20 protein-coding genes and 1 pseudogene are annotated in these 22,971 nt (G+C 57.4%); 14 read left to right on the top strand and 7 right to left on the bottom strand.

Annotated elements, in window-relative coordinates; all coding sequences use genetic code 11:
- The first annotated feature begins 256 nt into the window (after positions 1 to 256).
- The gene (locus tag G538_RS0102415; protein WP_029068057.1) at positions 257 to 1,606 is read left to right on the top strand and encodes an MATE family efflux transporter; all 1,350 of its coding nucleotides are present in this window, start codon (positions 257 to 259) and stop codon (positions 1,604 to 1,606) included.
- A 142-nt stretch (positions 1,607 to 1,748) separates the two neighbouring features.
- Here G538_RS0102415 and rplI read toward each other — a convergent pair whose 3' ends face one another.
- From rplI to G538_RS14685, 5 genes are all read right to left on the bottom strand, one after another.
- Positions 1,749 to 2,201 (bottom strand): 50S ribosomal protein L9, encoded by a 453-nt coding sequence (gene rplI, locus G538_RS0102410; protein WP_029068056.1) that lies wholly within the window; start codon positions 2,199 to 2,201, stop codon positions 1,749 to 1,751.
- 19 nt (positions 2,202 to 2,220) lie between these two features.
- Positions 2,221 to 2,457: a 30S ribosomal protein S18 gene (rpsR, locus tag G538_RS0102405; RefSeq protein WP_015772766.1), complete on the bottom strand. Its 237-nt coding sequence runs from the start codon at positions 2,455 to 2,457 to the stop codon at positions 2,221 to 2,223.
- A 61-nt stretch (positions 2,458 to 2,518) separates the two neighbouring features.
- Positions 2,519 to 3,094, bottom strand: coding sequence for a single-stranded DNA-binding protein (locus tag G538_RS0102400; protein ID WP_029068055.1), 576 nt, complete (start codon positions 3,092 to 3,094; stop codon positions 2,519 to 2,521).
- A gap of 51 nt (positions 3,095 to 3,145) precedes the next feature.
- On the bottom strand, positions 3,146 to 3,433 hold the full coding sequence (gene rpsF, locus G538_RS0102395; protein WP_029068054.1) for a 30S ribosomal protein S6: 288 nt from the start codon (positions 3,431 to 3,433) through the stop codon (positions 3,146 to 3,148).
- A 206-nt stretch (positions 3,434 to 3,639) separates the two neighbouring features.
- Complete coding sequence (locus tag G538_RS14685; protein WP_051196479.1) at positions 3,640 to 5,943, bottom strand: transglycosylase domain-containing protein; 2,304 nt, start codon at positions 5,941 to 5,943, stop codon at positions 3,640 to 3,642.
- Between the two features lie 216 nt (positions 5,944 to 6,159).
- On the opposite strand from G538_RS14685, the gene G538_RS0102385 reads away from it, so the two are divergent.
- The 4 genes from G538_RS0102385 to G538_RS0102370 all read left to right on the top strand — a co-directional run bounded on the left by G538_RS0102385 (position 6,160) and on the right by G538_RS0102370 (position 10,578).
- The gene (locus G538_RS0102385; RefSeq protein ID WP_029068053.1) at positions 6,160 to 6,768 is read left to right on the top strand and encodes a PadR family transcriptional regulator; all 609 of its coding nucleotides are present in this window, start codon (positions 6,160 to 6,162) and stop codon (positions 6,766 to 6,768) included.
- 48 nt (positions 6,769 to 6,816) lie between these two features.
- Positions 6,817 to 7,908 carry an inositol-3-phosphate synthase gene (locus G538_RS0102380; protein ID WP_029068052.1) on the top strand — a complete coding sequence of 364 codons (1,092 nt, stop codon included), beginning with the start codon at positions 6,817 to 6,819 and terminating at the stop codon, positions 7,906 to 7,908.
- Positions 7,909 to 8,012: 104 nt separating this feature from the next.
- The gene (locus tag G538_RS0102375; RefSeq protein WP_029068051.1) at positions 8,013 to 9,278 is read left to right on the top strand and encodes an MFS transporter; all 1,266 of its coding nucleotides are present in this window, start codon (positions 8,013 to 8,015) and stop codon (positions 9,276 to 9,278) included.
- A gap of 328 nt (positions 9,279 to 9,606) precedes the next feature.
- On the top strand, positions 9,607 to 10,578 hold the full coding sequence (locus G538_RS0102370; protein WP_169514078.1) for a DUF559 domain-containing protein: 972 nt from the start codon (positions 9,607 to 9,609) through the stop codon (positions 10,576 to 10,578).
- 375 nt (positions 10,579 to 10,953) lie between these two features.
- On the opposite strand, the gene G538_RS0102365 is transcribed toward G538_RS0102370, so the two are convergent.
- Positions 10,954 to 11,343: an immunity 22 family protein gene (locus G538_RS0102365; RefSeq protein ID WP_029068049.1), complete on the bottom strand. Its 390-nt coding sequence runs from the start codon at positions 11,341 to 11,343 to the stop codon at positions 10,954 to 10,956.
- A 311-nt stretch (positions 11,344 to 11,654) separates the two neighbouring features.
- On the opposite strand from G538_RS0102365, the gene G538_RS17875 reads away from it, so the two are divergent.
- The 9 genes and pseudogenes from G538_RS17875 to G538_RS0102325 all read left to right on the top strand — a co-directional run bounded on the left by G538_RS17875 (position 11,655) and on the right by G538_RS0102325 (position 21,470).
- Positions 11,655 to 11,963 (top strand): hypothetical protein, encoded by a 309-nt coding sequence (locus G538_RS17875; RefSeq protein ID WP_157544267.1) that lies wholly within the window; start codon positions 11,655 to 11,657, stop codon positions 11,961 to 11,963.
- 174 nt (positions 11,964 to 12,137) lie between these two features.
- A complete protein-coding gene (locus G538_RS0102360) occupies positions 12,138 to 12,593 on the top strand; it encodes a hypothetical protein (RefSeq protein ID WP_029068048.1) in 456 nt (151 codons plus the stop codon).
- 44 nt (positions 12,594 to 12,637) lie between these two features.
- Positions 12,638 to 13,696, top strand: coding sequence for a peptidoglycan-binding domain-containing protein (locus tag G538_RS0102355; RefSeq protein WP_169514077.1), 1,059 nt, complete (start codon positions 12,638 to 12,640; stop codon positions 13,694 to 13,696).
- Between the two features lie 2 nt (positions 13,697 to 13,698).
- On the top strand, positions 13,699 to 14,367 hold the full coding sequence (locus G538_RS0102350) for an ABC transporter ATP-binding protein (RefSeq protein ID WP_051196478.1): 669 nt from the start codon (positions 13,699 to 13,701) through the stop codon (positions 14,365 to 14,367).
- A gap of 65 nt (positions 14,368 to 14,432) precedes the next feature.
- A complete protein-coding gene (locus G538_RS0102345; protein WP_029068045.1) occupies positions 14,433 to 15,509 on the top strand; it encodes an FtsX-like permease family protein in 1,077 nt (358 codons plus the stop codon).
- 334 nt (positions 15,510 to 15,843) lie between these two features.
- Positions 15,844 to 17,031 (top strand): annotated as a pseudogene (glf, locus tag G538_RS0102340) (UDP-galactopyranose mutase); the annotation flags it as partial.
- A gap of 257 nt (positions 17,032 to 17,288) precedes the next feature.
- Positions 17,289 to 19,736 (top strand): glycoside hydrolase family 3 C-terminal domain-containing protein, encoded by a 2,448-nt coding sequence (locus G538_RS0102335; RefSeq protein WP_029068043.1) that lies wholly within the window; start codon positions 17,289 to 17,291, stop codon positions 19,734 to 19,736.
- Positions 19,737 to 19,814: 78 nt separating this feature from the next.
- Positions 19,815 to 20,447 (top strand): hypothetical protein, encoded by a 633-nt coding sequence (locus G538_RS14680; protein WP_051196476.1) that lies wholly within the window; start codon positions 19,815 to 19,817, stop codon positions 20,445 to 20,447.
- Positions 20,448 to 20,453: 6 nt separating this feature from the next.
- Positions 20,454 to 21,470, top strand: a complete 1,017-nt coding sequence (locus G538_RS0102325; protein WP_029068042.1) for a glycosyltransferase family 2 protein — start codon at positions 20,454 to 20,456, stop codon at positions 21,468 to 21,470.
- On the opposite strand, the gene G538_RS14675 is transcribed toward G538_RS0102325, so the two are convergent.
- Positions 21,463 to 22,956 carry an alanine racemase gene (locus tag G538_RS14675; protein ID WP_035833016.1) on the bottom strand — a complete coding sequence of 498 codons (1,494 nt, stop codon included), beginning with the start codon at positions 22,954 to 22,956 and terminating at the stop codon, positions 21,463 to 21,465. The genes G538_RS0102325 and G538_RS14675 overlap by 8 nt on opposite strands.
- Between the last annotated feature and the right edge of the window lie 15 nt (positions 22,957 to 22,971).

Raw genomic sequence — 22,971 nt, 5'->3', positions numbered from 1 at the left:
GATCATCTGTTGAAGAAAGTTTGGTGGCGCCCTCTGACAAAAAGTTATCCACAGGCTTTCCCACAGGGGTGGGGATAACTGTGCATTACCGCACGAGACTGCCACCCACACCTGTGGACGAATCTGGGGAAAAGCCAGTCTGCCTGTGCATATCGCACACCACACTGTCCACAACCCCTGTAATCATGGGGATCCGGCTGTGGATGACACAATGTGGTGAAGAAAAACTTCCCACAACCCAAGAAACGACCACCACGTGGACACCCCAGCATCCAACCACCAACACACCCCGGATCCGCGCGCCCTAGACCGTTCCATCCTGGCAATTGCTGTGCCCTCACTTGGCGCACTCATCGCAGAACCACTGTTCATCCTCATTGACTCTGCCATCGTTGGCCGCCTAGGAACCTACGAACTCGCAGGTCTCGGCGTTGCCTCCACAGTCCTGACCACCCTGGTGGGACTCTGCGTTTTTCTCGCCTACGCCACCACAGCCGCCGTCGCACGCCACCTAGGCGCTGACCGCCGCACCGAGGCACTACGAGCCGGAATCGACGGCCTATGGCTTGCCGGAGGGTTAGGACTACTCCTCACCGCACTCCTCATCACCACCGCGCGCCCACTCCTCAGCGCGCTCGGCGCTAACAGCGAAGTCCTCAACCAAGGCGTCATCTACCTCACCTGGTCAGCGCCTGGACTACCAGGAATGCTCATCGTCATGGCAGCCACAGGCGTACTACGAGGGTTCCAAGATGCCCGCACACCCCTGTGGATAGCCTCAGCTGGCGCCATCCTCAACGCCGCGCTATCCGCCACCCTGGTGTGGGGCGTCGGCATGGGAATCGCCGGGTCAGGGCTGGGCACCGCAATCACGCAAATCCTCATGGCGGTGGTGTTGGCAGGCATTGTTGTTCGCCGTGCACTGCGCGAAAACATTCCCATTGCCCCAGCCCGCGCAGGTATTCTCCTGTCGATGCGCGGTGGCGCACCGCTCCTGCTCCGTACCTTGTCATTGCGCATCGCGCTGTTGTTGACCGTGTTCACAGCAACTGGCCTTGGTGCGATCAGTCTCGCCGGGCATCAAGTTGTCTACAGCCTGTGGGGTTTCGCAGCGTTTGGTCTCGACGCTTTGGCTATTGCCGCCCAAACCCTCATCGGGAACAGGCTCGGGGCTAGTGACCGTGACGGCGCACGCACAGTCCTGCGCCGAACCCTTGGCTGGGGCGTGTGGGGTGGCGCGGTCGTGGGAGGTCTCATTGTTGCTGCCGGATTTTTCGCGGCCCCGGTTTTCACCGCTGACACCCAAGTACAAAACGCCATCGCCTGGGCGGCGCTGATCGCAGGCATCACGATGCCCATCACCGGGTGGGTGTGTGTGCTAGACGGGGTGCTCATTGGGGCGGGAGACGGCGTGTATCTTGCGAAGGTTGGGGTTCTCAACCTGGCCGTATACGCGCCGTTTGCCATTGCAGTGCACATGTGGGCGCCAGCCGGTGTGTGGGGTTTGGTGTGGCTGTGGGGCGCCTTTGCCGGGGTGTTTATGCTCGTACGAGCGGCCACTACAGGGTGGCGCATTCGTGACACACGGTGGATGCGCGTGGGCTAATCCCGTATGAGCGTGTCATGACTGCCCGTGAGTGCGCTGTCGAGGCACTGGGCTGACACAACGATGCCCCCGTCCACCAGTGGTGGGCGGGGGCATCGGATGGTCATCGTGTTAACGCCGGAGCGTTTACAGAATGATCAGATCAAGCAGCAACAACCTTCACCTTGATCGTTGCAGTCACTTCAGGGTGAATGCGAACGGTCACCGTGTAGTCACCAGTGGACTTCAACGGTTCAGTGATTTGGATCTTGCGGCGGTCGATCTTGTTGCCCTTGGCGGCGACAGCAGCAGCGATCTCAGCGGTGGTAACAGACCCGAAGAGTCGCCCTTCCTTGGATGCTGCGGCAGTCACAGTGACGCCTTCGGACTGGACGGCGTCACGCAGTGCGCGAGCGTCCTCAAGGTTTGCCACTTCGCGTGCCTTACGGGCACGACGGATAGCCTCGACCTGGGCTTCTCCACCCTTGGTCCATGGTGTGGCGAGCTTGCGAGGGATCAGGTAGTTACGAGCGTAACCAGCCTTTACCTCAACAACGTCACCGGCTTCACCGAGGTTGTCGACTTCGTGGGTCAGAATCAGCTTGTTAGTTGCCATGATTTATTCCACTCCCCTATCAGCGTGCTGACGATGAGTAAGGAAGAAGAGCCATCTCACGTGCGTTTTTCACGGCACGAGCGATTTGGCGCTGCTCCTGGACCGAAACACCAGTAACACGGCGTGCACGAATCTTTCCACGGTCGGAAATGAACTTGCGCAGCAGTGCGGTGTCCTTGTAGTCCACTGCGTCAATTTTTGCTGACTTCAGTGGGTTTGACTTCTTCTTGGGCTTACGCACAACGGTCTTTGCCATTGCGAAATGCTCCTTCACGAGGTGCCTGGCGTGAGCCAGACGGAATGTCTACGAGTAAGTATCAGAACGGAGGCTCGTCGGCGAATCCGCCGCCTGCCGGTCCCGCGGATGCCCACGGGTCATCGTTCCGACCTCCAGAACTTGCGCCGAACCCATTACCGCTAGGTTGGTTGAACCCACCGCCAGCTGGGGCGTTGTTGAATCCGCCCTGGTTACCACCCGCAGCTTGCGCTGCACCTGCGCCACCAGAGAATCCACCGGACCCTCCTGAACGCTGGTTGCGAGTAACTTTTGCTGACGAGTAACGAAGCGAAGGACCAATTTCCTCCACTTGAAGTTCGACGACGGTGCGCTTCTCCCCTTCGCGTGTCTCAAATGAGCGCTGAACGAGACGGCCCTGAGCAATGACGCGCATGCCCTTCGTTAGTGACTCAGCCACGTTTTCGGCAGCTTCACGCCAGATCGAGCAGCGAAGGAAGAGGGCTTCCCCGTCCTTCCACTCGTTTGATTGGCGGTCAAAGCTGCGTGGGGTAGACGCAATGGTGAAGCTTGCAACAGCAACACCAGAGGCAGTGAATCGAAGTTCTGGGTCCCCGGTAAGGTTCCCAACCACCGTGATGATGGTGTCTCCTGCCATGTTTTGTCTCCTTGTTAACCGTGGATGAGGTTGCTAGGGGGTAGCGTGAGCTCAGGCAGCGACGCGCAGGACCTTGATGCGCAGAACCGACTCGTTAATACCGAGTTGGCGCTCAAGTTCCTTGGTCGTTGCAGGAGTTGCGGTGAAGGTGATGACGGCGTAGATGCCTTCAGCCTTCTTCGCGATCTCGTAAGACATCCGGCGACGGCCCCAGATGTCGATACCGTCAATCTTGCCGCCCTCTTGGGGAACGACGTTGACGAGCTTCTCGATGTTGGCGTTGAGGTTACGCTCCTCGACGTCCGGGGAGAGAATCATCATCATTTCGTACTGACGCATGCTTTACCCACCTCCTATGGTCTAGACGGTCACGGTCTGTCCGTGACAGAAGGGCTTCATGCGCGGTGCGCTCGATAATCAGGTTGCCACAGGCATCTGACATGCCCAGATTCGAATCTGGGCGCACGAGGGCACAGCAATTGGCTACTTTACCTGCCTGCCGCCAAAAAAGGTATGTTTTCGTGGCGGCAGGCATGTAGATCACACTACGGATTACCGCCCGACGTATCTGTGCCGGTACCTCCTGTGCCACCAGAATTGCCGCCACCTTGGTTTCCGCCGCCTTGATTACCGCCGCCCCCGTTGTCCGGGTTAGTCGGTTCCTGAGTTGGCTCTTGCGTTGGCTCTTGCGTTGGCTCTTGCGTCGGTTCCTGAGTCGGCTCTTGCGTTGGCTCCTGAGTCGGCTCCTGAGTCGGCTCCTGGGTTGGCTCCGGTTCGGGCTCTTCAGTTTCTTCCGGCTCGGGCTCTTCAGTTTCTTCTGGTTCGGGCTCTTCGGTGTACACAGGTTCCGGCGCTTTTTGAACCACCGTGCGTGCAGGGAAGTCCTCCACTGGCTCGTCTTTCAGCACGCGGCCCATGTAATCCACCCAGATATCGAGAGGAACTGAGCTACCGGTGATTTCTGAGTAACCACCAAAGGGAGTGATGCTGTCCTGACCGCCAGTTTCAGTGCTCTGGTAGAGCGCGATAGCGGTGGCGTAGCTGGGGGTGTAACCCACAAACCATGCGGAACGGTTCTCGTTCGATGTTCCAGTTTTACCGGCAATGGGGTGGCCAATTGCTCGCGCCTTTTGACCTGAGCCTTCTTCCACCACCCGCGTCATCGCGTAAGTCGCTTCTGCACCTACATCTGAAGCCCATGCTTGCCGAGCAATGGAGGAGTGCTCGTACAACAACGTTTCGTTGCGTTCCACCCGCTCCAAGAAGTACGGCTCATGGTATTGACCAGAAGACGCAAATGTTGCGTATGTTCCCGCCATAGCAAGCGGCGATACGGTTGACGTTCCCAGCACATTCGACGGTGTCGCCGTAAGGTCTGGCGTGTCAGCGGGTATCCCTGCTGCTACGGCTGCATCAACAGTTGCTTGTGGTCCTACCTGCATATTGACGTCCACATACACGGTGTTCACCGAGTTAGCGGTTGCCTTTGCAAGGTTAATCTGCCCATAAGAAACGTTACCGAAGTTCGAAACTGGATAGCTACTTCCATTGTCGTCGAAGGTTCGAGGGGAACTACCGTCAAAGTATTGATTGTCCACAGGAATACCAGCGTTTAGTGCGGCAATCAAGGTAAACGGTTTGAAGGTTGATCCAGCCTGAGCTTTACCCATCGTGGCGGAGTTGTACTGGTTTTGCAGATAGTCAGCGCCACCGTACAAAGCTTGAATTGCACCACTCTTGGGATCAACTGTCGCCCCGGCAGCCAACATACGCTCAGAATGATCATCAGGCATATTGGACATTGCCTTTTCCAGCTGGCGTTGCATGTCCTTGTTAAACGTTGTCACGATACTCAAACCACGGGTATCGAGTTGGTCTTCCGTCAAATCAGTGCGTTCAAGCACCTCAGCGCGGGCCATAGCAAGCAAGAACCCCTTCGGGCCTTCATATTTCTGCTCTTGGTTGTACTCAACCCACTCAGGGAACTCTTGTTCATCACGTTCAGCCTGAGTAATGAAACCAAGATCAACCATGCCATCGAGAACATAGTTCCATCGTTCTTCAGACTTCTCAGGGCTCTTAGCGGGGTCCCAGTTCGAAGGTGAAGGAATAACACCAGCGATCATCGCGGCTTCCGAGATGGAAAGTTCCTCTGCAGGTTTGTCAAAGTACTTTTGGGCAGCTACCTCAATACCGTAGGCTCCACGCCCAAAGTAAATCGTGTTCATGTAGCCATCAAGGATGTCCGCTTTATCTTGGCTTTGGCCAAGCTTGATAGCGAGGATCGCTTCCTCTAGCTTGCCCCCGTAGTCCTGGAGTACATTGCCACTGCGGCCAATTGTGTCCTCGGAATAGAAACGCTCAGCGTACTGCTGGGTGATCGTCGAGGCACCAAGTTTCGTGTTGTATCGAACGTTGGTGTAAAGGGCACGAGCAATACCCTTAAAATCCACACCACTATTTTGGTAGAAGGTGCGGTCTTCAGCAGCAACAACAGCATCACCAACATGCTTGGGGATGACAGTGGTATCAATAACTTGACGATCTATTTCCGCAAATTCACCTAAAACAGTTTCGCCATCGGAGTAGTAGACCGTCGTTGTCTGAGCCTGAGCTGCATCAGTTGGGTCGGGGATCTCCACACTCGCATAGGCGGCAATAAGCAGCCCTGCCACGAGGGCAAACCCCATGAGGAAGGTCCCTAAAAAGAAACGCCACGATGGGACCCAGCGCATGAATCCCTTCTTGCCGTACCGGGGGTAGTCGATGATGCGTCTCTTCTTGGGTTTCCCGTAAGAAGTGCCGCGATTTGTTGAACCAGCCACAGGGGACCTTTCCTGACGTGCCATGGGGAGTGCTCCATAGTGAACTCTAATGTCTGAACCATTTTCGAGCGACGGTGTTGTGGACAAATTACGCAGTTCTCTATCAAGTTGCCCCACCCCACACCTGAGTTCTTCACATTTGAACGTGCGAAGTCGCTTGCGTCACTGCCTCGATCCGACATAACCTATCGATGTATCGGTTCGATACATCAATTCGCCATAGGTTGCTGAGGAGGTCACGTGCGCAGTCGCTCGACAGTGCTCGAGATCGCCATACTTGGCCTCCTCAAAGAGTCTCCACTCCACGGCTACGAGCTGAGAAAACGACTGAACCTCCTCCTTGGAATGTTCCGCGCTTTCTCCTACGGAACGCTCTACCCCGCACTAAAGTCGCTGGAAAAACGTGAGCTCATCAGTGCCCAAGGATCACAAGAAGCGCCATCGCACGCCCTCTCCGGGAAGCGGGCACGCATCGTGTATCACATCACTGAACAAGGGATTGATCACCTCACTCAATCCCTCGCGACGGCTGGCCCGTCCGCGTGGGATGACGACAATTTCGATGTTCGCTTCGCCTTTTTCGGGCAAACGGACGCCGACACAAGGATTCGCATCCTTGAAGGCCGTCGCAGTCGACTCAACGAACGACTCGAGACGGTACGGGAAACAAACTCCCGAACCCGCGGACGCCTCGATGAGTACACCCTTGAATTACAGAGGTACGGGCTTGAGCAAGTCGAACGGGAAGTTCGCTGGCTCGACGGACTCATCAACAACGAACGCAACCGCAACCAGCGCCAAGCGGCGCCACCAGACAGTGGCACCCCTGGCACCGGTTCGGACGTGTGATATTCCATGAAAGATTGCCCTACGGGGCACTGAGAACAAGGAGCGAGGATGTCTTCCATCCGCGTCGCCATTGTGGGAGTGGGCAACTGCGCCACGTCCCTCATCCAGGGTGTTGAGTTCTACAAGAACGCCGACGTCAACGACACCGTCCCGGGCTTGATGCACGTCCAGTTCGGTGACTACCACGTTCGTGACCTCGAATTTGTTGCAGCCTTCGATGTGGACGCCAAGAAGGTCGGCTTCGACCTCGCAGACGCCACCCAGGCTTCAGAGAACAACACCATCAAAATCACTGATGTCCCCCCCACGGGCATCACCGTGCTGCGCGGCCCCACCATGGACGGCCTTGGCAAGTACTACCAAGCCACCATCGAAGAGTCCGCTGAAGCACCAGTTGACGTTGTACAAGTCCTCAAAGACGCCAAAGCTGACGTCCTCGTGTGCTACCTGCCAGTTGGCTCCGAAGACGCCGCGAAATTCTACGCACAGGCAGCAATCGACGCCGGCGTAGCGTTCGTTAACGCTCTTCCAGTGTTCATCGCATCAGACCCAGAATGGGCTGCAAAGTTCGAAGCAGCTGGTGTGCCCATCGTTGGTGACGACATCAAGTCCCAAGTTGGCGCAACCATCACCCACCGCGTCCTCGCGAAACTCTTCGAAGACCGTGGCGTGACCTTGGACCGCACCTACCAACTCAACGTTGGTGGAAACATGGACTTCAAGAACATGCTCGAACGTGAGCGCCTCGAATCCAAGAAGGTCTCCAAGACCCAAGCCGTCACATCCAACGTGACCGGTGCACTGGCGAACAAAACCAGTGACCGCAACGTGCACATCGGCCCATCGGACTATGTTGCCTGGCTCGATGACCGCAAGTGGGCATACGTGCGCCTCGAAGGGCGCGCATTCGGTGAAGTTCCATTGAGCCTCGAATACAAACTTGAGGTGTGGGACTCCCCGAACTCCGCTGGGATCATCATCGACGCCGTGCGCGCCGCGAAGATCGCCAAGGACCGTGGCGTTGGTGGACCAATCCTGTCCGCCTCGACCTACTTCATGAAGTCTCCACCAGTCCAGATGGAAGACACCAAGGGCCGGGCGCAGCTCGAAGCCTTCATCAGCGGCGACATCGAACGCTGATCACCGCACGACACTGGTGGGCGCCCCGCACAATGCGCGGCGCCCACCGCTGTTCCACAAACACAGCACAACAAGCGCAGTCCGCCCCCAACTGACAGGCGACCATGGCCATCCGTCACGACCTCACCACCCTGCTACGCCTGCCAGCATTCCGCCGATTCTTCGCGATCCGCCTGCTCTGTCAGTCAGGTGACGGCATGTTCCAAGCCGCACTCGCCACGTTGTTCTTCTTCTCCCCACAATCCCAAGGCACCCCCGGCTCCATTGCCCTGGCACTGGTCGTCTTGCTAGCACCTTTCACCGTGATTGGCCCATTTGTGGGCGGTTTCCTCGACCGTTGGCCACGCCGCACAGCGATCATCGTGTCCGATTCGCTGCGTGTGGTCCTCACCATCATCATCATCGTGGTGATTCTCACCGTCGGCATGAACCCCGCCGTGTACGTCCTCGCGTTAGCGGCACTATCCATCAACCGGTTCCTCCTCGCGGCACTTGGTGCATCACTACCCAGCGTCGTGAAGCGTGAGGACCTACTCCTCGCCAACGCGATACTGCCCACCATCGGCGCAGCTGCCACGGGCATCGGCGCTGTAACCGGTCTAGGTTTAGGGCTGCTTTTCCCTGAAGGGCAATACCGTGATGCCGCGATGCTTAGCCTCGCGATCTTCGTGTTTATCGGCTCGATCCTTGTGGCTCTCGGCTTCCAACGCGGCCAACTGGGCCCCGCCCCACACGAAGTCACCACCATCACCCCCACCACAACACTGCGTGAACTTCGCGATGCGATTGTCACCGTGCGCCGCCTCCACAACCCCGCCCTCGCACTAGTCATCATGGCGCTGATGCGCCTGTCCTACGGCAGCATCTTCGTGGCATCGATTCTGATTTCACGGAACTACCTAGACCGCGGGCTTGAACTGTTTGGGCAGGTCATAGCTGTCACCGCCGTTGGTTTCGCTCTCGCCATCATCATCACCCCGATTGTGGTGCGGCGCATCGGGGAGCCCCGTTGGGTGATGTTTGCGCTGTCCACGTGCGCGGTCGCTCAGGCGATCGTGGTGGTGCACATCTCTGAATTCACGATACTCACCGCGTCGCTTCTCCTTGGCGTGGGCACCCAGGGCACAAAAATCGCGATCGACACCATCATTCAACGTGAAACCCCAGACGAATATTTAGGGCGCACCTTCACCGTGTACGACATGGCATTCAACCTCGCGTTTATGGGTGCCGGTGGGCTTGGAGCACTATTCCTGCCACTGGACGGAGTGAGCCCACGCTTCTTCGCGATATTTGGTGTGGTCTATGTTGTCTTGGCGTTTCTGGGGCGGCACGGTTTCGCAATCCAACCCACCCCCGTCAAAACCTGACCCACGCGGCGCACCCCACACCCCACACCCCACACCCCACACCCCACACCCCACACCCCACACCCCACACCCCAGCAGTATGTGGCATGTTTTGGGACCGTGTGGCATGTCCTAGCCAACACACTCAGTACGAAAACATGCCACATGCAAGAGTGGCTCGATGCGTCGGGGTGGCATAGGCGGTTAGGAGACGTCATCCCGCACGCATCGTGAAGGGTTTGGCGCTTTGGGTTGTCCACAGGGGTGTTCGGCGAGTCTTTACCTCAAGTTCCACAGGTTCTACGGCTCTGGGGAAATTCGCCTGCGCCAGTTCTTTACAGTCATGCATGTGCACAGACCACGGCCTCAAGTGCCACTCACTCGCCCCACCCTTCCCGCCATCATCACAAGCGCGGACATTTCGCGGGGCGAACTACGGAAACTCGTCGCGCAGCGGCGTCTGGTTCGCATACTCCCAGGGCGTTACGTAGATGCGGAACATTACCCGCATGGCAACTCTTTCGAGGACATTCGCAAGCGGCAATATGCCCATATCGCCGCAGTCGGCCCCTCTTTATCTGCGCGTGCTGCGATGAGTCACGCAAGCGCAGCGTTACTCCACGGCATGATCTACCCCGGTGACGAGACGACCGTGCACGTCACTGAAAGCCGGGGTGGCTCACGCGGCAAAGTGGGAGTAATTGTGCACCGGCAAGAGGTGTCACCAGGTCACCTCAGTACCCATGAAGGGTTGCCAATTACCAGCGCCGAGCGGACTGTTGTTGATTGTGCACGCCAACTCAATGTCGTTGATGCGTTGGTGGTCGCGGATTCAGCCGCTGCTCTCGGGCTTGACCGCGATGCGGCCATGGGCATTGTGGAGGCGATGCCCGATCGCCGTGGCACTAAACGGGCGGCGTGGGTTCTCAAACATGCCAGCGCAGGCAGTGAATCTCCTGGCGAAACACGAACACGAGCGTTGGTGGTCGCGGCAGGCTTACCGCCAGTCACCACACAGTTACCGATTCACACTGATCGGGGTCGGTACTACGCAGACCTTGCGTGTACGGACCTGCGCCTCATCATCGAATATGACGGCCGTGATAAGTACGGTTCCCGTGAGGACCTTTTCGCTGAAAAACTCCGAGAAGATGCGCTCCGGGCAGCCGGGTGGGCGGTGATGCGGGTGACTGCTCGCGATTTGCGTGACGCATCGGCGTTTGTGCACAAGGTTCGCGGGTTCGCGCAACGGTGCGGAGCCCGCAAACTTGGGTCGGTTGATGCCTTTGTGGTGGCTGCGTTCACACATTCGTTGCGGTGAGGTGCTGGTTTTGACAGCGCCTGAGGTTTGCCTGACTGGACTGCTGGATTGCCCTCACCCCCGCCTCCTACTCCTGCCCCCGCCTCCCGCATGTGGCATGTTTTCGTACTGAGTGTGTTGGCTAGAACATGCCACACGGTCCCAAAACATGCCACACGTGAAAGCGGCCCGATGCGCTGATCGGGTGGAGGCAGAAAGGCCAGGCAGCAGTTGGAGGGCAGGAACAGGAGAGAAGACCTGGCACCATAGGGCTGGGGAGGGGGCAGAAGCGAGAGCGAGGGACAAGGCTGGGGAGAGCGCCGGGTACCATGCACCGGGCACCAGGCACCATCGGGTTGGGGGCAACTAAATGTACTGCGGCACCGCCCTGCAGGGTTACCCGATTTCGTAGTCAAAAACGCCCAGCAACTGCATGCGGCTTTGCTCAACGATGCGAGCCTTTGAGCCGTCAATGTCGAAAATCACGTACAAAGCGTTGATTTTGCCGCCGTCTGGAAGGGTACGACGAACCTTGCTCGCGAACGAACGCCCGTGCGATACCCGAATCAGGCTGGCGTCAATGTCGCCGTGCACCGCTTCAGCTGCCTCAAGGTCATAGTCACCGAGGCGAACATCTTTCAGGAAACCGCTGGCCATGGGCTTGCCCTCGGGTGCGCGGACGTCTAGGTAGCTAACGAATGCATCGGCGTCGGGGAACCGCCCGCCCCACACGCTAACCTTGCGTGGAGCTTGGTACTGAGAGTGCTGAAAACGTGTCTTGGCCATAGGAGAACCCTACCCGCGCGATGCCCCTATTCCCCAGCCGCGAAAGTGGGATTCTGCCCACTCCTTGTATGAAATCATCGACCTGCTCAAGCTGGATTCGTATACTGCACGTTAGCCCATCTTATTTGTGAATATATAGTGAATTACCAGATGAGGCGTTGATTCATCAACCCCCCCACTGGTAACTTTCAGGTGTCAAACGATGCCAGCAACCGATGAAGGAAGTAGTATTCTTCTTCCTCATACTTCAGTTACCGAAAAAAGTATGCTTAAAGTGGTGCTGGTCAACAGACCCGACAGATAGGTAAAAAATGCGCAAGTTACTACGTTCATCAATCGCTGCAGTATGTGCAGCACTATTCGTCTTCGCCGGCATCACTCCGGCAAGCGCAGTTACTCAAGACACCATGTATCCGGTATGCGGCACCGAAGTAATTATTGCCTCACAAACATCAGGGGACACATACCACCGCACATACCTCAACGGCAAGATGGTATATGGGTGGTCGAAGGGCGTGAAGAATAATTCAGGCGCAACGAGTTACACGGGAAGAAATAACTGGACAAACACTCGAGTTCAAGCACCAAAAATCGCCTCCTCCGGTTACCGCTGCCGCTAGTCACGCCTGGGGCGCGCAGTACACTCTTTGCGCGCCCCTTCTCGTTGGACATGGAGTATTTTAGTGAAACATGTACATTTCAGAAGAATTACTTTGATATGCATTGCAATGTTGACATTCACAGCTTGTTCCCAGCTTTCTTCACAGGAAACAGACTGGGAGAAGCCTGAGTGGATGGCGAACAATGCCCAAGCGGAGGAGGAGTTCACCGCGAAACTTCAAGCCTGCATGGACGCCAAGGGGTGGGACCTCACACTTGATTCGTCCGGTGGGATCATTGAGATGTTCACTGATGAAACCGAAATGATGCGGGCGACAAAGGACAGCCAAGCCTGTACTAAAGACATTACGGGCATCGACCCTCTCAGCATTGGCACATCGGTCACCGAGGCCTCTGCGCGGGAGAACTACCAGTTCGAGACCGATGTGTACAACTGCCTCGTCGCGCAGGGCGTCAAGATGTCACGTGAAATGCCCTCCGAAGAGGAATACGTTGACACCGCGCTGTCTGGGGAAACGAGCAGCGCACCGTGGTGGCCTTATGGCGACCAAACCGTCCTTTCAATGAGTCTCGACGAGCAAAACAAACTCCGCCAAGAGTGCCCTGAACGTTGGGTCTTCGCCCAGTGAACTCAGCCCGAGCACCACGACGCGGCAAAACAGTTCTGTTGTGGATGTTAAGTATCGCCGTTGCCCTAGGGATTGGCGGCGCTGCCGCCTGGGCGGTGCTTTCTCCACCCACCACAGAACAAACGGTCGTGTCTGACCCGACGTACACAGTCGCGCAAGAAACAATCACACGGTCCAGCCAGTTCACCGCTGACATTGCGTGGAGCACTGCTGATGCTGGGGTATTTGGCGGTGGTGGCACGGTCACAAGCATCGGCGTTGCTAGCGGTGACACGGTCACGGCGGGTCAACTGTTGTACACGGTGGACCTCAAACCGGTGTATGTCGCGCAAGGTGAAGTCCCTGCGTTTCGTGATTTGACCCTTGGTGTGACCGGTGACGACGTGGCGCAGCTCCAAGCTTTCCTCGCCGAGCACAACCATTTTTGGGCTAACGCCAATGGAACGTTTGGGCCGGCCACGTTAACTGCTGTGAAAGCTTGGCAACGTGCCACTGGGCAGGAGGAAACGGGGGTCGTTACGTCGGGGACATTGGTGTTTCTGAGCGACCTGCCCCGCCGGGTGACCGTCCCTGAGGCCGTAACCGTTGGGGCGCGCATCGCGGAGGGCACGGTGATTCTTCATGATGTCAGCGCCACACCCACAGTCACGTTCACGGTTGGCTCCAACTCAGAGCCGCCGTTAGTGGGCACCCCGGTGTCCCTAGTGGTTGGTGAGAACACGTGGGACGGCATGGTGAGCGCCGTAGCAGACAAAGACGGTGCTGTTGTTGCAACGGTGACGTCGAAAAAAGGTAAACCCATTTGTGGGAAATCATGCAGCAAGATTCCGCTGAGCATCACTGGTGAACAGCCCTATATTGTGGCGCAGCTCGTCCCTGAAGCGACTGGCCCTGTGGTGCCCGTTTCCGCGATTGCTACCTCACCTGATGGTTCGTCTTACGTTGTCACCACTAGTGGTGACAAGGTCCCGGTGACCATTGAGGCAACGGACGGATCGAGGGTTGTGGTGTCTGGCGTTGATACAGGTCAGGTAGTTAAATTGTATGCAACTGGTACGGCTCCGGGGTCATCTCAGCCTTCCTCAACATCGTCAGAGGAATAACGATGCCCAACCAACAGGTCACACTTGGGTGTGACGCGTTGGCGTTCCGTTACGCCCGGAACGCCCCTAATATTTTCAGCGGTCTCACCCTGACGTTTCGCCCTGGAAGTGTAACGGCGCTTTCTGGGGCATCGGGTTCGGGAAAGTCCACACTTCTCTACGTTTTGTCTTTGTTGCTCAAACCATCAGCTGGTTCTGTGACGCTCAATGACCAGCCGGTGTCTCAACTGGACGATGCCACGCTGTCGCGGATACGCGGTAGTCACATGGGGTTTATTTTCCAAGACGCGATGCTTGACCCTGCCCGCACCGTGTTGGACAACGTGTGTGAGGCTGGTGTTTTTGCTGGTCTCACCCGCAAGGAATCCCGTGCCCAGGCGGCTGCACTGCTTGAAGAGTTTGGGGTAGAGCATCGTATTGACCACCGCCCTGGTGAGATCTCGGGCGGTCAAGCGCAACGTGTGGGGTTGTGTCGCGGGCTCCTGACGAACCCGGGCCTTATTTTCGCTGATGAACCCACCGGTAACTTGGACACGGACACCTCTGAGGTGGTGTGGCAGGCGCTGCAGACCCGCGCACGCCGTGGCGCAACAGTGGTTATTGCTACGCATGACCCAGATTTGATGAAGCGGGCCGATGCGCTCCACCGGATTGGTGGGGGCGCGTCGTGATTCCTCAACATTCTCGCCCACCCCAGCAGGTTCCGCTTGGTCGCGGGCCTCGCACGCTCACGCTTGTGGGTGATCAGTTGCGGGCGGCTGTGTCTCGCCCTGCTGCGACGATCACGGCGGCGCTGGTCATCGCGGTGGTGTGTGTCATTATTTTTGCCACGACTGGTCGTTCTGCGGCAACGGAAGCGCAGGTCATTGACTCTGTGAACTCCATGGGCACCCGCCTGATTACGGTGATTGACAACACTGGGAAGGCTGGTATTGATCACTCTGCGGTGGGGAAACTTGAGGCTCTTGAGGGTGTGGAATGGGCGTTCGGTATGGGCCCTGCAGTGACATTGTCTAACCCTGCGGTGGGTGTCACGATGTCTGTTGCCCCACCGATGCGCACGGTCATTGGGGACCTCCCGCCGGCCGTGGTGTTGACGCATGGGCGGGCCCCGGCTTCTGGTGAAATGATTCTTGGGGTCGATGCGCAACAAGCATTGGGTTTGAGCCAGGCCAGTGGCACTGTTGCTGCAAGGGATGTCGTGTTCCCTGTGGTTGATTCGTTCACTGCTGAGGGTGAGCTTAGTGCGTTGACTGGGTGGGGGTTGTTGCCCACTGATGATGTTGTGCCGTTGCGGTATGTGTATGTTTTGGCCGAACCAAACACTGATGTCGCGTCGTTGGCGCGCGCTGTGGAGGCGGTGCTCCCTGCTGCGGTTCCAGGCGGGGTGAGCATCGAGATGCCTGCCCAGGCAATCCAGTTGCGTGAGGTGTTGGCTGGGACGTTGGCGGGTAGTTCCCGCCAGATGATGATTTTGACGCTGCTCACGGCTCTGGTTTTAACGAGTATCACGATGTCTGGGGCTGTTGCTGCGCGGCGGCGGGACTTTGGGCGGCAACGTGCGTTGGGGGCGTCTCGTAGCGCTATTTGTGTTGCGGTGATTGTGCAGAGTTTGGTTGCGGGTGTGGTAGGTGTGACGGTTGGGTTGTTGGTTGGGTTGCCGGTGACTTTTTTCTCGAGCGGGCATTTGCCATCGTTGCGGTTTGTCGGCGGGGCGGTGGTGTTGTTGTTGCTCGTGGCGGTCATGGGGTCGTTGCCGCCAGCGGTGGTGGCTGCACGGCGTGACCCGGTGCGGATTTTGCGGGTGCCGTAGTAGTGGGCCCGGATCATGTCCGGTCAAACACCCTGCGCCAGCCGTGCGTCGCCACGTACCGGGGGCACCCGTGCTGGGGTAACACGTCTCACCTAGGCGCGCCGTCACGCATCGTTGGTCCGCTCTTCCTCAACCACGCCCCACACACCTCACCCCACCCCACTTCACCTCACCCCTGATCGAAAGTGGGATTCTGCCCACTTTCGAAAGGGAAAGTGGGCAGAATCCCACTTTCGCGGCGGACAGAAGGAGAGGGTGTGGCGAGTGGAAAGTAGGGTCCTGGGTGCCCACCCCGGGGGCGGGCTAGACTACTGCCTACGCCCGGGCCCACCACGAAGCCGCCATGCTCGATGTAAGGAAAAACGCTGTGACTGACCTTGTTGTTGTTGGGGCAGGTTTATACGGGCTCACCATCGCCGAGCAGTGTGCCTCGCAGCATGGCATGAAGGTGCTGGTCATCGACCGTCGGTCGCACATCGGCGGGAATGCGCACAGCGAGTTTGACCCTGACACGGGCATCGAAGTGCACCAATATGGAGCTCACCTTTTTCACACATCGAACGAACGGGTGTGGCAGTACGTTAACCAGTTCACCTCGTTCACCAACTATGTGCACCGCGTGTATTCCACACACCGTGGTGAAGTTTTCCCCATGCCCATTAACTTGGGCACCATTAACCAGTTTTTCCGCTCCGCATACAGCCCGGACGCTGCCCGTGAACTCATTCGCCATCAAGCCGGTGAACTTGGCGGGAAAACCCCAGAAAACCTCGATGAGCAGGGTATCTCCTTGGTGGGGCGCCCACTGTATGACGCGTTTATTCGCAATTACACCGCCAAGCAGTGGCAAACAGACCCGCAAGATCTTCCCGCCTCGATTATTTCGCGTTTGCCGGTGCGATACGCGTATGACAACCGGTACTTCAATGACACGCATGAAGGGCTCCCCACCGACGGGTACGCGGCGTGGTTCAACCGCATGGTTGATCACCCGAACATTGAGGTTCAGTTGGATGTTGACTTCTTCGATAACAGCCAAGCCGTTTCCAAAGCTGGCACGGTGGGCAACGTCCCTGTGGTGTACACCGGGGCGCTAGATCGCTACTTTGACGACTGCGTGGGCGACTTGTCATGGCGCACGTTGGACTTTGAACGCGAAACGTTGGATACCGGTGATTTCCAGGGAACCTCGGTCATGAACTACGCCGATGCTGATGTTCCGTACACCCGGATCCTTGAGTTCCGGCACTTCCACCCGGAGCGTGACTACCCACGCGACCGCACCATCATTGTGCGGGAGTTCTCCCGGTTTGCTGGGCGTGATGACGAACCATATTACCCGGTGAATGCTCTTGGTGACCGAGAACGGTTGACCGCATACCGCGAGTTGGCGCGCGCTGAGCGTGGTGTGCACTTTGGTGGCCGCCTTGGGACATACCAATACTTGGATATGCACATGGCGATCGCATCGGCTCTCACCAGCGTTGATACAGTGCGCGCGATGGGTACCACTACCACCTGATTGTGGCGTCGTCGGGTGGGAAACAACGGCTGCACGGCAGGTTATGCAGCAAAATTGACAGGTCGTGCCGGTGGCACACTTTGCCTGCTTGGTGCTCCCTAGACTCATTCTGAGTCCACAGCGTGCTCGCTGCGTCAACAATGGGGTCAGTTTCGACCGGCCGTTGCTTTCTTGCACAGCATGCACCTTCAACGCCCGCACTCGTGTGTGGTGGTTGTGGCGGGGACTTGCATACGTCTGTCGCAAAGGAGCCCCTGATGAGCACGCCCAATCTTGACATCGACACTGCCGTGCAGTCGATGACCCTGCTGGAGAAGGCTGCACTGCTCAGCGGTGAGAACGTCTGGGAATCACGGGCTGTGCCACGTCTTGGTGTGCCGTCGATGTTCTTCGCAGATGGCCCCCACGGTCTGCGTAAGCAAAGTGGTCCGTCAGACCACCTTGGCTTGCATGAGTCGGAGAAGTCCACGTGTTTCCCCACGGCTGCGACGTTGTCGAATAGTTGGGACCCCACGTTGACGCGCCGGGTTGGTGAAGCCATTGGTGCTGAGGCTGCGGAGCAAGGTGTTCAGGTTCTTTTGGGCCCTGGGCTCAACATCAAGCGCAGCCCGGTAGGTGGGCGTAACTTTGAGTACTACTCGGAGGATCCACTGCTCAGTGGGCATTTGGCTGCTGGTTTTGTCCAGGGTGTGCAGTCGCAGGGTGTTGCTGCTACCCCTAAGCACTTTGCGGCGAACAGCCAAGAGTTGCAGCGCATGGTTAATGATTCTGTGGTGGATGAGCGCACGTTGCGCGAAATCTACCTCACTGGGTTTGAGATTGTGGTGAAGCAGGCTGCCCCGTGGGCGTTGATGTCGAGTTACAACAAGGTCAACGGTGTGTATGCGAATGAGCACCGTGAGCTTCTTCTTGATATTTTGCGTGATGAGTGGGGCTTCACTGGCGCTGTTATTACTGACTGGGGCGGCGGTAACGATGCGGTTGCTGCGGTTCGCAACGGCAGCGCACTGGAGATGCCGTCACCTGGTTTTGATTCGGCTCGTCAGATTGTCGCTGCGGTGGATGCTGGCCGCTTGGACATGGCTGATGTTGATGCCCGCGTCACCGAACTGTTGACGTTGGCGCAACGCACCTCCACCCCTATTCGCCAAGTTGTGAACTACGATGCTCACAGCCAGGTGGCTCGTGAAGCTGCCGCCCAGTCGATGGTGCTGCTGCGCAATGAGGATGGTGTGCTACCTCTTGCTGCTGAAACCAGTGTAGCTGTCATTGGGGATTTTGCTCGTAGTCCCCGTTTCCAGGGCGCAGGGTCCTCGCAGGTCAACCCGACGTCGCTAAGCAACCCGGCCGATGCCATTGAGAGCGCCGCAGTGCGTTGCGTGAGTGTGGAGCGTGGCTTCCGCCGTGATGGTTCAGGTGACGCCGAGTTGGTGCAGCGCGCAGTAACTGCCGCGCAGCAGGCTGATGTTGCGGTGTTGTTCCTTGGACTGCCTGAAATTTACGAATCTGAGGGTATTGACCGCTCGGATCTTGCTCTGCCAGCGAACCAGGTGGAGTTGTTGGAGGCTGTGAGCGCAGCGAACCCGAACGTTGTTGTGGTGTTGGCAGCTGGTGGCGCGGTGGAGATGCCTTGGCGTCATCACACGAAGGCAATTTTGCACGGGTACCTCAACGGACAATCCGGTGCCGACGCCGTGTTCGATCTCCTCACTGGTGTGATCAACCCCAGTGGAAAACTTGCTGAAACCTTTGTTGAGCGTCTGAGTGATCACCCCACCGCGAAGTCCTTCCCCGCAGCTGGTCCAACAGCTGAGTATCGTGAGGGGATCTTTGTGGGGTACCGCTTCACTGAAACGACTGGTGCGGACGTCGCTTATCCCTTTGGTCATGGCTTGAGTTACACCTCGTTTGAGTACTCCAATGTTTCTGTTTCCGGCGATGTTGTGTCAGTGACCGTAACGAACACGGGCCCGGTTGAAGGCTCTGAGATTGTGCAGCTTTACGTGTCAGGGCCTGAGAAAAGTGCGGTGCCGCGGGCGAAGTTGTCGCTCGCTGGTTTTGCGAAGGTCACGGTTGCGCCTGGGGCTTCTACTCAGGTGAGCATGCAAGTTGCACCGGAGGCGGTGCGGGTGTTCGATGTGTCTTCCCACGCGTGGGCTGTGGAGAACGGAACGTACCGGCTTCACGTTGGTGCCAGCATCCGTGACCTGCGCGCCGATGTTGAGTACCGGGTGACCGATGGTGTTGCTCTTGGCGCCCCACCCAACGCCTCCGCGCTTGCTCCTTACTTTTCCGGTGACGTCCACAGCGTCTCTGATGACGCTTTCACTGCGCTTCTTGGACGCCCCCTCCCTCCAGCACAGTGGCGCCCAGGCCCACTTGGGGTGAACGACCCATTACGCCAGTTGAGTGTGGCGCGCAGCCCACTCGCTCGACTAGCAAGTCGCATTCTCAATGCACTTATCCGTCGCTCTGAGAAAAAGGGGAAACCAGACCTTAACCTCTTGTTCTTGGTGAATATGCCTTTCCGCGCTATCGCTAAAATGACAAATGGCGCAGTCAGCATGGACATGGTTGAGGCAATACTCGTCATCGTCAACGGAAAACACTTCCGCGGCATTTCCCGACTCACATCACTGTTTTTTGCTAATAAAAAGAACAACAAAAAAACTCGCAACGAACTTTCTGTTACATCCCAGTCCTAACGAGCAATACGTGGAGTGTCACTGGTGAGACTCCACTCCCCTTACCCTTACGCAGCATGAGTCTTGAGGAGTTGTCCGATGGTTTCACTTCGATCGTGGTGGGAGTCCTTCCGTGAGAAGCACCCAGAATTTTCCACTTTTGCCATGTTTTTCCTGGTCAGCAATGGTGTAACCGTACTCCAGCTGGCTCTTATGCCAATTTTTCGAAACATCTTCGCTGGCACAAACCTCATATCGACGGATTTCCAAGTGTTGGCAATCGGATCAAACGTTGATGGTTCGCAGTACTACATGTTTGATTACGCCGCTGGCGCTCTCCCTGAAGGAGGTGGCGGTCTTGCTTACTTCCTTGCAGTACAAATCACAATCCTCATCGCTCAAATCATCAACTTCTTCTTGCAGCGGAGTGTCGCGTTCCGGTCAAAGGCGGGCATCGCTAAGGCTGCATTGTGGTACTTCATTGCGTACATCGTCATCACGTTTATCGCCGCAGCAGCGCAAGGTTTCTACAAGGTTCCCATTTATGAGTTCTTTATGGGTAAGTGGGGTGGCGCAGGAGAAACAACCGCTGATGTCATTACCATGATCATCAACAGTGCGATCTCCTTCTGGGTCTTTTACCCCATCCTGAAGGTCATCTTCAAAGAAAAACGCGATGATCTGACTGATACAATCGACCCGGCATCCGCCGAGAATTCCGCCTCACAGTAAAAAGACATGAACTCGACTCTTCTAAGCATTATTGTCCCAAGCTACAATTCTGCTGATTACTTGCACCGCTGCTTGGACACGCTCGTGGGACCACCAGACGTTGAGATCATCATCGTCAATGACGGTTCACACGATGACACTCCACTTATCGCTGATCAGTACCGGGACCTCTACCCCGACACGGTGCGCGTGATCCACAAACCAAATGGTGGTCACGGCTCAGCGGTGAATGCTGGTGTTGAGGTAGCAACAGGGCAGTATGTGAAAGTCGTGGACAGCGACGACTGGCTGAATCAAAGTGCGTATCTCGCACTACTCGCCACGATCCGCACGTTCGCGGCACGCTCCGAAGACGTCGATGTCATTTTTACGAACTTCGTGAAAGAACGCGAAGGAGCCAAAAACAGCACCACCCGGTACACGAACGTCATGCCGCAGGGGCGGGTCTTCGAGTGGTCTGAATTGGGACAGTTCCGAACCCGTCAACACCTCATGATGCACGCGGTGTGCTACCGCACCAGCGTGCTGCGGGCATCGGGCATGCGGTTACCCGAACACACGTTTTACGTGGACAACCTGTTTGTCCTTGAACCGTTGGCGTACACTCGCACGGCCTACTACCTCAACGTTGATCTGTACCGGTATTTCATTGGCCGTGACGATCAGTCCATCAACCACTCTGTCATGATTAAACGCGCAGACCAGCACTTGAAAGTTGCGCGGCTACTCCTTGATTGCATGCCTAAACGCGGCACCGTGGATGACCGGCTTTTCTCGTACTACCTGCACCACCTGGAAATCGTGTGTGCAATCACCTCGGTGATTCTTTTGCATGCTGGTGGCCGGGATAACCTCAATGCCCGCACTCAACTGTGGGCTGACATCAAAGCGAAAGATGCCTGGCTTCACGCCCGGCTGAGACGCAGCTTGGTGGGGAAAACCAGTAATCTCCCAACCGTCGCGGGGCGTAAAATCACTGTCGCCGCCTACCACATCGCACGGCGGGTTGTCGGTTTTAGCTGAGTGGTTCACCACCAGCAACCATGACAGCATCCACCTCGTCGCGCACCCACTGTGAGCCGTGTGCAACAACGTTGGCAGCCAGCGGGATCTGGTGTGACGCTGACTCGAGGATGTGCATCAGGTAGCCTCCCGTGTTGGGGAACGCCACAATGTCACCGCAGGCCACTCCCTGTGGAAACACCATTCTTCGGCGCAGAATGAGTTCCTCTTCAATGCAGTACGCACCCACAAAAAACCCTGATTCGATCTTTTCCGGCGCCCCCGCCGCAGCAGGTCGCACCAGCACAGGGTCAACAAGAAAATCCGCTGATGTTGAGCGCACCTGCGTGCGGTTCATCATTAACCCCACCAACGGGATGCCGTCACTGGTGTGTTTGCGGAACGTCACCTGTGCGAGCGTCATACCGCACCCGTCCAGCAGCGAGCGCCCTGGTTCACATCGCAGTTCGATGCCGCGTTCCCGCAGGGAGCCGGCAATGGTGGGTTGGGTGGCGGTTGGGTGTTCGCCGTTTTGCGGCGCGCTTTCCTGTCCCGCACCAGCTAAAACACTAGGTGCGCTGAGTACCTGGTTCAGCCATTGTCCGCGTACTACGCTCTGATAGTAGGGGTAAACGCTCGGTGAGGGGCGCTGCGCTGCAGGGTCCACTAGCCCTAACTGGTCACCGCGCCACGTCACTTGTGAGGTGCCGGGCTGAGTGGCGTCGAGCGTGTGCCAAAAGTGTTGCCATTGGTCGGCATCGTCGAGGTATGACATGGGGATTCCGCCGCCCATATCGATGAAGTCTGGGGTGTGGCCTTGTTCGCGCAGCGCATCGATGACGGTGCATCCGTGGCGCAGTGCGATGGCGCGTTCTGCTGCGGAGTATCCGTTGAGGTGAATGTGTAGGCCAACCACGTTCACCGCTGATTCTGACGTGAGAGGTGCTGCCCAGTCCAACCATTGGGTGGAGGGTAACCCAAACCGGGTGGGGGCAATGTCGGGGTGTATGACCGCTAGGCGCAGCGCAACGCGTGCTGGTGTGCCTGCCTGCTTGGCCCGGTCTAGGACCAGTGCTGCCTCGTCACGGTTGTCCACACTGATGGTGACATCGTGTGTGATGGCGAGGTCAAGGGCTGCTGGGGTTTTCATGGCGGCGGAGAATACGATGCGTTTCCCTGGTACACCGGCTTCGAGTGTTTGCGTAAGTTCGCGGCGGCTGGCTACATCGATGCCTGCCCCTGCGTGGTGTGCGGCCTGCACGATGCTGATGGTTTTGTTGGCTTTGCGTGCCAAATACACCGCGAACCGGATGTCATGTTCCGCTGCTGCGGTGGTGAGTTCGTTGATGTTTCGGGCAAGTGGCCCGGTGTTGTGCACGTTGACTGGTGAGCCGTACTCCTCGATGAGGGCAGCGCATTGCTCTGCGTCGTCGAGTAGTTCTCGCATCCATGGTTCCAGGCGGGCGGTCAGCGGGGTTACTCCCTCGCAGTGTGGCGTGTGTGGCACTGGTGCTCTTTCTGT

Origin of the sequence: Jonesia quinghaiensis DSM 15701 (assembly GCF_000423205.1) — a bacterium.
GTDB classification, from domain to species: domain Bacteria; phylum Actinomycetota; class Actinomycetes; order Actinomycetales; family Cellulomonadaceae; genus Jonesia; species Jonesia quinghaiensis.
This window is presented reverse-complemented; position numbering and strand designations above follow the sequence as displayed.